The organism is Thermus caliditerrae, assembly GCF_021462525.1.
In the GTDB taxonomy this organism is placed as follows: domain Bacteria; phylum Deinococcota; class Deinococci; order Deinococcales; family Thermaceae; genus Thermus; species Thermus caliditerrae.
The window spans coordinates 1-10,068 of the sequence record NZ_JAKEDT010000036.1; the positions used below are offsets into that span (position 1 = coordinate 1).

11 protein-coding genes are annotated in these 10,068 nt (G+C 67.6%); 3 read left to right on the plus strand and 8 right to left on the minus strand.

The genetic code is table 11. From position 1 onward, the window contains the following. Positions 1-142: 142 nt before the first annotated feature. Positions 143-628, plus strand: a complete 486-nt coding sequence (locus L1088_RS12180) for an NUDIX hydrolase (protein ID WP_234555316.1) — start codon at positions 143-145, stop codon at positions 626-628. Here the strand turns inward: L1088_RS12180 and meaB are convergent. From meaB to L1088_RS12200, 4 genes are read right to left on the minus strand one after another with little or no spacing between them, the layout of a single operon-like run. Further along, entirely contained in the window at positions 625-1,569 is a 945-nt protein-coding gene (gene meaB, locus L1088_RS12185; protein ID WP_234555317.1) for a methylmalonyl Co-A mutase-associated GTPase MeaB, read from the minus strand. The genes L1088_RS12180 and meaB overlap by 4 nt on opposite strands. A gap of 32 nt (positions 1,570-1,601) precedes the next feature. After that, complete coding sequence (locus L1088_RS12190; RefSeq protein WP_234555318.1) at positions 1,602-1,976, minus strand: RidA family protein; 375 nt, start codon at positions 1,974-1,976, stop codon at positions 1,602-1,604. Between the two features lie 4 nt (positions 1,977-1,980). Continuing rightward, complete coding sequence (locus L1088_RS12195) at positions 1,981-3,798, minus strand: serine/threonine-protein kinase (protein ID WP_234555319.1); 1,818 nt, start codon at positions 3,796-3,798, stop codon at positions 1,981-1,983. 1 nt (position 3,799) lies between these two features. After that, positions 3,800-4,018 carry a hypothetical protein gene (locus L1088_RS12200; RefSeq protein WP_038045407.1) on the minus strand — a complete coding sequence of 73 codons (219 nt, stop codon included), beginning with the start codon at positions 4,016-4,018 and terminating at the stop codon, positions 3,800-3,802. A gap of 88 nt (positions 4,019-4,106) precedes the next feature. Between L1088_RS12200 and murA the strand changes: the two genes are divergently transcribed. Continuing rightward, positions 4,107-5,402, plus strand: a complete 1,296-nt coding sequence (gene murA, locus L1088_RS12205; RefSeq protein WP_038045408.1) for a UDP-N-acetylglucosamine 1-carboxyvinyltransferase — start codon at positions 4,107-4,109, stop codon at positions 5,400-5,402. A gap of 289 nt (positions 5,403-5,691) precedes the next feature. Here murA and L1088_RS12210 read toward each other — a convergent pair whose 3' ends face one another. Next, on the minus strand, positions 5,692-6,138 hold the full coding sequence (locus L1088_RS12210) for a hypothetical protein (RefSeq protein ID WP_234555321.1): 447 nt from the start codon (positions 6,136-6,138) through the stop codon (positions 5,692-5,694). A gap of 90 nt (positions 6,139-6,228) precedes the next feature. Here L1088_RS12210 and prfB point away from each other — a divergent pair. Next, positions 6,229-7,327 (plus strand): peptide chain release factor 2 gene (prfB, locus tag L1088_RS12215; protein WP_234555322.1). Its coding sequence is split into 2 segments (ribosomal slippage): positions 6,229-6,279 and positions 6,281-7,327, totalling 1,098 coding nucleotides; the frame shifts between segments, so codons are not numbered across the junction. Between the two features lie 377 nt (positions 7,328-7,704). Here prfB and phoU read toward each other — a convergent pair. From phoU to L1088_RS12230, 3 genes are read right to left on the minus strand one after another with little or no spacing between them, the layout of a single operon-like run. Continuing rightward, complete coding sequence (phoU, locus tag L1088_RS12220) at positions 7,705-8,367, minus strand: phosphate signaling complex protein PhoU (RefSeq protein WP_234555323.1); 663 nt, start codon at positions 8,365-8,367, stop codon at positions 7,705-7,707. A 15-nt stretch (positions 8,368-8,382) separates the two neighbouring features. Next, on the minus strand, positions 8,383-9,276 hold the full coding sequence (locus L1088_RS12225) for a sensor histidine kinase (RefSeq protein ID WP_234555324.1): 894 nt from the start codon (positions 9,274-9,276) through the stop codon (positions 8,383-8,385). Then, positions 9,273-9,956 (minus strand): response regulator transcription factor, encoded by a 684-nt coding sequence (locus L1088_RS12230; RefSeq protein ID WP_234555325.1) that lies wholly within the window; start codon positions 9,954-9,956, stop codon positions 9,273-9,275. The genes L1088_RS12225 and L1088_RS12230 overlap by 4 nt, the downstream gene beginning before the upstream one ends. Positions 9,957-10,068 lie beyond the last annotated feature (112 nt).

Consider the following 10,068-nt stretch of genomic DNA (forward strand, 5'->3'; position numbering starts at 1 on the left):
TCGTAACAAGGTAGCTGTACCGGAAGGTGCGGCTGGATCACCTCCTTTCTAAGGAGTACCTAAGCCCTGCTCTCCCCTTTTCGGGTCCTTTGGGGGCGCCTTCGGGCGCCCTTTTTTGTTGCTGGGAGGTGGGCCGGGTAGCGTGCGGAGGAAGCGGCAGGTCCGAACGGCGAGGAAGCGGGTGGTATCCGCGGGGGGCGTGGTCCTCCGGGGAGAGGTTCCTGAGGTGCTGGTGGTTTCTTTGAAGGGGGGGCGGGTGGTTACCTTGCCCAAGGGCCAGGTGGAGCCTGGCGAGCGCTATCCGGAGACGGCGGTGCGCGAGGTGCGGGAGGAAACGGGGGTGGAGGCCGCAGTGGTTTCGCCTCTAGGCAAGGTGCGCTACTACTTCACCGTCCGGGATGGCGGGGAACCGGTGACCGTGAGCAAGGAGGTCCACTACTTCCTCATGGCCTACCGGGGAGGGGAACCCAGGCCCCAGCTTTCCGAGGTGGAAGCCGCCTTTTTCCTCCCCGTTAAGGAAGCTCTGGATCGCCTTTCCTACCCCAACGAGCGGGAGATGCTCCTGAAGGCGCTGGCCCGCTGGCGTTCCCCGGGAGCCAGGGGTCAGCCGGCGGGCCCTGAGGACTAGCGGGGTTTTTCCGGGTCCAGGAGGGCTAGGGCCGCTTCTTCGGGAGAGAGCTCTCCCCGGGCCACCCGGGCCACCAGCTCCCCGGCGGACTGGGTCTTCCTTCGTCCCCATTCCTGGATGACGCTTTCCACCTCAAACCGGGCCCGCTCCAGGCGGTGGGCATCCAGGAGCCCGTGCTCCAAAAGGTGGTGGTGGTGGGCCTCGAGGCCCTCAAAGAGCGCCTCCACCCCTTCCCCGGTGGCCGCCACCGTGGGGAAGATAGGGGGGCGCCAGCCCCCGGGGCGCGGGGGGGAGAGTTCCAGGGCGCTTTTCAGCTCCTGGATGATCCTTTCTCCGCCTGGAAGGTCAAACTTGTTCACGGCGAAGAGGTCGGCGATCTCCATGACCCCGGCCTTGAAGGCCTGGACCGCATCGCCTGCGGCGGGGGTGAGGACGAGAAGGGTGGTGTCCGCCACCCGGGCGATGTCCACCTCGCTCTGGCCTACCCCCACGGTTTCCACGAAGATGCGGTCAAAGCCGAAAGCCTCCAGGAGGGCTAAAGCGGCCACCGTGGCCCCGGCCAGGCCCCCCAGGGCGCCTCTGGAAGCCAGGGAGCGGATGTAGACCCCCGGGTCCTGGTGGTGGCGCATCATGCGGATGCGGTCCCCCAGGATGGCCCCGCCGGTGAAGGGGCTACTGGGGTCCACAGCCAGCACCCCTACCCGCTCCCCCCGCCGCCTGGCTTCCAGGATTAAGCGGTCGGTGAGGGTGCTCTTGCCCGCCCCCGGGCTTCCCGTGATGCCCACCACCTTGGCCTGCCCCTGGCCTCTGAGGCCCTTCAAAAGCTCCTGCCCTGCGGGGTGGCCCGACTCCACCAGGGTCAGGGCCCGGGCCAGGGCCCGCACATCCCCCTGGCGGAAACGGCGCTCCAGCTCCGCCTGCGCTTCCCCTACCCTTGCCATGCCGTCATTCTACGCTTTGTTTCCCGTGCGCCTTATTCCGTCAGGGCGATGCAGGCCACCTCCACCCTAACCCCTTTGGGCAGGGCCTTTACCGCCACCGTGGCCCGGGCGGGGTAGGGGGCTTGGAAGTAGCGGGCGTAGACCTCGTTGAAGGCGGGGAAGTCTTCCATATCCGCCAGGAAGCAGGCGGTTTGCACCACCCGGGCGAGGGAGGAGCCCGCGGCCTCGAGGACCGCCTTGAGGTTCTCCATCACCTGCTCCGTCTGGGCCCGGATGTCCCCCTCCACCAGGGTGCCGTCGGGACGCAAGGAGATTTGGCCGGAGACGAAGACCAAGCCTCCGGCGCGCACCGCCTGGGAATAGGGGCCGATGGCCTTGGGTGCCTTTTCGGTGCTCACCGCTTCCATGGCCTCATCCTACGCCAAAGCGGTAGAGCCTTCCCGAGAGGTTCACCACCAGCACTTCCCCGGGGAGGGGCAGGGGGGGTACCTGCACCGCTCCCAGGCCCGTGGCCTCAAAGACCACCTGGCCACGGCGGTCCACGGCCAGAAAGCGGCCCTCCTCCGTGGCCAGGTAGACGTGCCCGCCCGCGTAGGAGAGCCCTGCCGTCACCTTGCCCACCTCGAGGCTCCACACCTCCTCCCCCGTGGCCTGGTCCAGGGCCCTTAGGACCCCGTCCCAACCCGCCGCGTACACCCGGTCCTCGTCCAGGGCCAGCCCACCCCATACCTCCCCTTCCAGGGCGGTGTTCCACAGGGTTTCCCGGCTCAAGGGATCAAAAGCGTAGACCTCGCCTTCCCAGGTGGGGATGAAGAGCACCCCCCGGTGGGCGGCCACGGGGGCGTGTACCGGGCCGGTCTTCACCTTGTAGCGCAAGGCTCCCGTTTCCGGGTCCAGAGCGTACAGCCAGCCGTCCTCCGAGGCCAGGAAGAGGAGCCCCCGGTAGTAGGTGGGGCTCGCCGAGAGGTGCCCTCCGGCGCGGAACTGGAAAAGAGGTTTGTCCCCCTCAAAGGCATAGAGCGCTCCGTCCCGGCTGGCCACGTAGACCCTTGGGCCCAGGACCAAGGGGCTGGCGGTGATCTCGGCCCCCGTTTCCGCGCTCCACTCCACAAAACGCCCGCGGAAGCGGCGCACCTTGCCGTCCCAGCCGCCCACGTACACCCCGCCCCGCACCACCGGGGGCGCGGTGACCTCGTCGGGGAGGCTTTCCCGGCGCACCTCCCCCGTGAGGAGGTCCACCTCCGCCAGGCTCCGCCCCACCCCTAGGTAGATCCTCCCCCTGGCGTAGACCATCTCCCCAGGCCAGGCGGCCTCCCCCCCTAGGTCCAGCTTGCCCTTCAGGGCGAGCCGCCGGGGGTCGGGGGCCAGAGGGTAGTGGCCGCTGCGGCTGTTCCCCGCCCGGGGGGTGGCTAGGCGCAGGGCCTGGAACTCCCGTAGGGCCCCCTTGAAGAGGCTCGGATGGGAGGGTCGTTCCTCCGGGTGTTTGGCCAAAAGGCCCAGCACCCCCTCGCTCACCCCCTTGGGGATGGCGGGGTTCAGGGCCTCGAGGGGCTTGGGGGCCTCGTAGACGTGCTGGAAGAGGACGGCCTGGTCGTTTTCCCCCTCAAAGGGAGGCCTGCCGGTGAGGGTGCGGTAGAGGACCGCTCCCAGGCTGTAGAGGTCGGCCTTGGGGGTGAGGGGCAGGCCCTTGGCCTGCTCCGGGGCCATGTAGGTGGGGGTGCCCAGGGTGTAGCCCGTGCGGGTGAGGTGGCGGCTTTCCTGGAGGAGGTAGGCCAGGCCGAAGTCCATCACCTTGGGGTGGCCCTCCCGGGTGAGGAGGATGTTCTTGGGGGTAAGGTCCCGGTGGAGGATGCCCTGGGCGTGAAGGTGGGCCAGGGCCTCCATCACCTGGATGGCCGCTTCCAGAAGGCGCTCCCCCTCGGGACCTTCCTCAAAGGGGCCCAGTCGGTCAAAGGTGCCCCCTTCCACCAACTCCATGACGAAGTAGGGCCTCCCGTCCTCCTCTCCCAGGTCCAGCACCTGGACGATGCCGGGGTGGAAGAGGCGGGAAAGGGCCCGCACCTCCAGGAAAAACCGCTCCCTTTCCGGGGGCAGGGCCCGGGGATGGAGGAGCTTCACCGCCACCTTGCGCCCCAGGCGCTCGTCCACCGCCCGCCAAACCTCGGCCATGCCCCCGGAGCCCAAGGGGGCCTCGAGGCGGTACCGCCCGGCTAGGACCACGCCGGTCATTCTACGCCTGTTCTTCGGGCTCCAGCCGCTTCAGGAGTTCAGCCAACTCCGCCTTACCTTCCTCCAGCTCCTGCACGATTTTGGCGATGGCCAGGCGCACCACCTCCGACTTGGACACCAGCCGCTCAGGGCTGGAGAGCTCGTAGGCCGCCCGGGTAAGGAGGGCGTCCTGCTCCTCGGAGATGACCACCTGCAGCCGCTTTTTCTCCTTCTTGGGCATACCGCTCCTTGGCGGTAAGTGTAGCAGAGGGCGCATCGCCTTGACAATGCGCATTCTGCTCTATATCCTCACCTTGAGTAAGGTGTGTATGACGCTCACGGACTCGGGGAAGGGTAGCAGGATCCTGCGGATCGAAGGGGGCCTCCCCCTGTCCGGGGAGCTCAGGGTTTACCCAGCGAAGAATGCCGCCCTGCCCATACTGGCCGCGAGCCTCCTCACCCCTGAGCCCATCACCCTCTTGGAGGTGCCCAGGCTCCGGGACGTGGAGGTGATGCTGGAGCTCCTTTCCCACCTGGGCACCCGCTACCAGTGGGAGGGCCGGACGCTGCATCTCCACACCCCGGAGATCCAAAGCACCCATGCTCCCTACGAGCTGGTGGGGCAGATGCGGGCCAGCTTTATCGTCTGGGGGGCACTCCTTGCCCGGGTGGGGGAGGGGCAGATCTCCCTGCCTGGGGGGTGCGCCTTTGGGGCGAGGCCCGTGGACCAGCACGTGAAGGCGTTAAGGGCTCTGGGGGCCGAGGTGGTGGAGGAAGGGGGCACCTTCTACGCCCGGAGGACCCGCCCCCTTTCGGGCCGGGTGGTCTTTGACCTGCCCACGGTGGGCGGGACGGAGCAGGCCATGCTGGCCGTGGCCCTGGGGGGGGAGGCCACCTTGGTCCAGGCGGCCATGGAGCCCGAGATCGAGGATCTGGGCCGTTTTCTCCAGATGCTTGGGGTGGAGGTGCGGGGCCTGGGAAGCGCCATCCTCCACGTGCGGGGGGTCAAGCAGCTGGGTGGGGGCACCTACCGCATCATCCCCGACCGCATCGAGGCGGGCACCTACCTCCTGGCGGCCGCGGCCACCCGGGGCACCCTCACCCTCACCGAGGTGCGCCCGGACCACCTGGATGCCCTTTTGGACAAGCTCCGCCAGGCGGGCCACCGGGTGGAGGTGGGAGCGGACTGGGTGCGCTTTACCGCCACCCCTCACCCCGAGCCCTTCCACGTGGAGGCCCGGGAGTACCCCGGCTTCCCCACGGACCTCCAGCCCATCGTGGGGGCTTACCTGGCCACGGTGCCGGGGCAGAGCGCCATCACCGACCGGGTCTACCCCGACCGCTTCACCCACGTGGGGGAGCTGGCGCGCATGGGGGCGGAGCTTTACCTCAGGGACCGGACCTTGGTGGTCAACGGCAAGCGCCTGCACGGGGCCCAGGTCAAGGCCTTGGACATCCGGGCCGGGGGCGGCCTGGTGGTGGCTGCCCTGGCCGCAGAGGGCGTTTCCGAGATCGAGGGGGTGTACTTCCTGGAAAGGGGTTACGAGCACTTAGAGGAGCGCCTTCAGGCCCTCGGGGCCAGGGTGGGGCTTACGGAGGTGGCCTTGGCCCAGGCCGCCGACTAAGTATCTGCACGCAAAGGTTGCCTCATTGGCCAAGGCCAAAGCGGCGTGCTCACGGCCTCTTTGGGGCCCCCCTCGTGGCGCAAGCCACGACGGGGTACCTAAGGCCACCCCACGCGGACTTTGTCCACGTGAGGGCCTTGGCAAGGGCATGGCCTCGGGTTTTGGGAGAGGGGCGAAGGGGTCAGCGGAAACGGGTATAGGTGCCCGAAGGTTGCCTCTCCGGCACAAGCGGAGGCGGTTTGCCTGTGGTTCTTGAGCTTCCGTTGGGGCGCAAGCCACGAGGGGGTACTTAGCCAAAGAGCCGGAGGGCTTCGGGGAAACGGAAGATGAGGCGGTCCCGGTTGAGCTCGGGGCTGTGGACCTTGCGCACGTAACCGGCTGAGCGCAGGGCTTCCAGCACCTCTTGGGCCGTCGCCCGGTCCCCCTCCAGGTGGGCCGTGAGAAAAGCCAGGGCTTCTTCTTCCTCGTCGCCCTCCCCCACGAACTCTCGATACTCCTGGTCCAGGGCCCGCATGAGGGCTTTGAGGTTCAGGGGCTTTTCCGTGAAGACCCAACGGCTTTTCTCGCCGGGGAGGAAGTAGGCGTAACCCTGCTCCTCGAGGATCTGGGCGGCCTCGAGGGCTTCCCCTGGGGAAAGACCCTTTGCCTCCAGGGTGGCCGCCAACTCCTCCTGTTCTCCTGGAAGACCGGTGGGGTAGCGCAGGCGAAGCCACGCTGCCAGGTGCTTCGGGTCCATAGGGTCACCTCCTATATAAGCATAAAACATGCGTGCATCTTTGTTAAATGGGTTGTGGGGACCCCGGGTGTCCGCTATACTGGATAGGGTATGGACCTGGACCTGCTCGTGAAGCGCCTGGATAGCCTCCGGGGGTATCTTTGACATCCCCGGTAAGGAAGCCCGTTTAAAGGAACTAGACCAGCGCCTGGAGGACCCCGCCCTCTGGCAGAACCCTGAGGAGGCCCGCAGGGTGAGCCAGGAGGCCAGCCGCCTCCGGCGCACGGTGGACACCTTCCGCTCCCTGGAAAGCGATCTCCAGGGGCTGTTGGAGCTTTGGCAGGAGTTCCCCGCCGAGGAGCGCGAGGCCCTTCGCCCCGAGCTGGGGGAGGCGGCGCGCAAGCTGGAGGAGCTCTACCACGAGACCCTCCTCTCCTTCCCTCACGCGGAGAAGAACGCCATCCTTACCATCCAGCCTGGGGCCGGGGGCACGGAAGCCTGCGACTGGGCGGAGATGCTCCTCAGGATGTACACCCGCTTTGCCGAGCGGCAGGGCTTCCAGGTGGAGGTGGTGGACATCACCCCTGGCGCCGAGGCGGGGATCGACTACGCCCAGATCCTCGTCCGGGGGGAAAACGCCTATGGCCTACTCTCCCCGGAGGCCGGGGTTCACCGCCTGGTGCGCCCTTCTCCCTTTGACGCTTCCGGGCGCCGCCACACCTCCTTCGCCGGGGTGGAGGTGATGCCCGAGGTGGACGATGCCGTGGAGGTGGTGATCCGCCCCGAGGACCTGCGGATTGACGTCTTCCGCTCCCAGGGGCACGGGGGCCAGGGGGTGAACACCACCGACTCGGCGGTGCGCATCGTCCACCTGCCCACCGGCATCACCGTGACCTGCCAGACCACCCGCAGCCAGATCAAGAACAAGGAGCTGGCCATGAAGGTGCTGCGCTCCAGGCTCTTCGAGCTGGAGTGGAGGAAAAAGCAGGAAGAGCTTCAGAAGCTACGGGGAGAGGTGCGGCCCATCGAGTGGGGGAGCCAGATCCGGAGCTACGTGCTGGACAAGCAATATGTGAAGGACCACCGCACCGGCCTCATGCGCTTTGACCCGCAGAACGTTTTGGATGGGGATCTTCTGGACTTCGTGTGGGCGGGGCTGGAGTGGAAGGCGGGCCGCCGCCAGGCGGTGGAGGAAGTGGAGGCCGACTAACGCCACTTCGTCCACGTGGGGTCCCCGGCGGACGGGTGGGGTACGGCTTGGGGCTCCGGGGAACAAGGGAAGGGGGCCATGCGGCTCCGTGCGGCGCAAGCTGCGGCAGGAACCTCGGTCAAGTCTAAGTACCCCGTCGGGTTTGCGCCAGGGCAGGGGCCCCGAGAAGGCCATGGGCAAGGCACTTCCGGCCCTTGCCCATGGGGCAACCTCCGCGCGCGGGCATTCCGCTCTGCTGCAGCTCCCTCGTGGGGGTCAGGCCAGGGCGCGGCGCAGGAGTTCCCCGATGCGGGCTTCCTGGGCGGGGGCGAGCGCTTTGAGACCACAGGCCAGATATGCCCCTCGTCCAGGTGCGCCTGGTTGGTGAGGCCCAGGCCTCAGTACGCGTCCTCAGGAGCCTTGTACACCTCGCCGGTGAGCCAGTAGATGACCCGCTCGGCCACGTTTTCCAAGTGGTCTCCCAGGCGTTCGTAGCTCCGGGCTACCCGCATCAGGGTGAGGGCCTTGGTAATGGTGCGGGGGTCTTCCATCATGTAGGTGATGAGTTCCCGGGTAACCTCCTCATAGAGGCCGTCCACCTGGTCGTCCATCTCCAGGACCTTGCGGGCCAAGGCGGCGTCCCGCTCCGCCACCGCTTTGGCCAGGGTGTCCATCATCTCCAGGAGCCTGCGGCCCATTTCCGGCAAGGTTACGTAGCGCTTCAGGGGGGGCTCCTTGGCGAGGAGGAGGGCGTCCTCGGCCACGTGCATGGCGTAGTCCCCCGAACGTTCCAGGTCGGTGAGGGCCTTGATGATGGTGAAGATGAGGCGGAGGTCCGAGGCCACAGGCTGGTGGCGGGCGATGACGGCGATGGCCTCGTTTTCCACCTTGAGCTCGAGAGCATCCACCTCTTTGTCCTTGGCGATGACTTCCTCGGCCTTGGCCCCGTTGCTGCCCACCAGGGCCTCGGTGGCCTCCTGGGTCATCTCCCGCACCAGGGAGAGCATGCGCAGGCTTTCCTCCACCAGGTGGTTCAGGGCTCGGTCCAGGGCTTCGCGCATAACATGCCTCCTCGTTCAGTCTAGGGGAAAGTGGACGCCGAAGACGTTCTCCGGCTCCTGCCTAAAGGCGTAGGCCTCTCCCCCCAGGCTCCGGGCTAAACGGCGCACCAGGTAGAGGCCCAGGCCCTCTCCGGTGCCCCCCTGGAACCCCCGGTGGCGGGGGAGGAAGAGGTTCTCGTAGTCCGGAAGTTTTGGCCCCCGGTCCCGCACCTCCAGGCGGAAGTGGTTCCCTTCGGCTAGGGAGACCAGGCGGATGGGGTCTTGGCCGTACTTGAGGGCGTTGTCCAAGAGGTTGAGGAGGATTTGGAAGACCACCTCAGGGTCGGTGCGGACGGGGTGGGCCAGGTGGACTTCCACCCGGCGCCCTCGGAGCCTTTCCTGCAGAAGGCGTTCCAGGCGGGGCCAAAGTTCCTCCAGGGCGAAGGTGCGTTTGGGGCCGGGTTGGGTGAGGGAGAGGTCCTTGACCAAGCGGGAGAGGCGGGCCACCTCCCCCTTGAGGAGGTCCAGAACCTCTTTTTCCTGGGGAGTCTTGGGGGTGAGGGCCTCCAGGAGGGGTCCCATGCCCGCCAGGGGAGTGCGGAGCTCGTGGGCCAGGACCTGGGAGGCCTCCTCCAGGGCCTCCAGGCGTCGCTTGGCTTCGGTCTCGTCCCACAGGTAGAGCCTTCCGGGTAAGGCCCGGGCCTTTAGGAGGCGGCCCCGCACCTCCAAGGCCCGCTCGCCCCCGTGGAGGGCCAAGGCCTCGAGGCGGTGGTCCCGGAGGGCCAGGAGGAGGGGGCGGCCCACCACCATTTCCCGGCGCACCTCCAGAAGCTCCGCCGCCTTTGGGTTCAGGTAGAGCACCCGCCGCTCCCGGTGGAGCACCAGGCCCTCCAGGGCCTCTTCCCAAGCTTGGGCCAGGGCCTCGGTCACCCTTCCCTCCGGTCCTCAGGCCGGAAGCGGTAGCCCAAGCCCCGCACCGTTTCCAGGAAGCGGGGCGCCTTGGGGTCTTCCCCCAGCTTTTCCCTCAGCTGAAGCACGTGCTGGTCCACGGTCCTGGGCGTGCCCAGGTAGTCAGGGCCCCATACGGCCTCCAGAAGCTCCTCCCGGGTGTACACCCGGCCCGGGCGCTGGGCGAGGAAGGCCAGGAGCTCAAACTCCCTGCGGGTGAGGGGGAGGGGCTTCCCCTCCAGGTTGGCCTCCATGCGCTCCAGGTCCAGGAGGAGGGGGCCCCGTTTCAGCACCTTCCGTTTGCCCGCCCGTCGCAGGAGGGCCTCGAGGCGGGCCAGAAGCTCCTCGGTGGCGAAGGGCTTGGCCAGGTAGTCGTCGGCGCCCCGGGAAAGCCCCTCCACCCGGTCCCGCACCTCGGCGCGGGCGGTGAGCATGAGGACGGGAAGGTCGGGGTAGGCTCCTTGGCGCAGGCGCTCCAGAAAGCGTAGGCCCGGTTCGTCGGGGAGCATCCAGTCCAGGAGCACGATTTCCGCCTCTTTCAGGAGGGGCCAAGCCTCTGTGGCCGAGGGGGCCTCGAGGACCTTGTGCCCGGCCCGCTCCAGAGCCAGCCGCACCCCGAGCCGCACCGCGGGCTCGTCCTCCACCAGGAGCACCGTGGCCACGCTTTCAGTTTATGGGAGCATTGGTCAGAAGCTCGTCAAGTTCCTCTGAGCTCCCCCTTTGAGTTCAGACAAAATGGGGCTGTATGAGGAGCTTGCCGTTTGGACCGGAGGC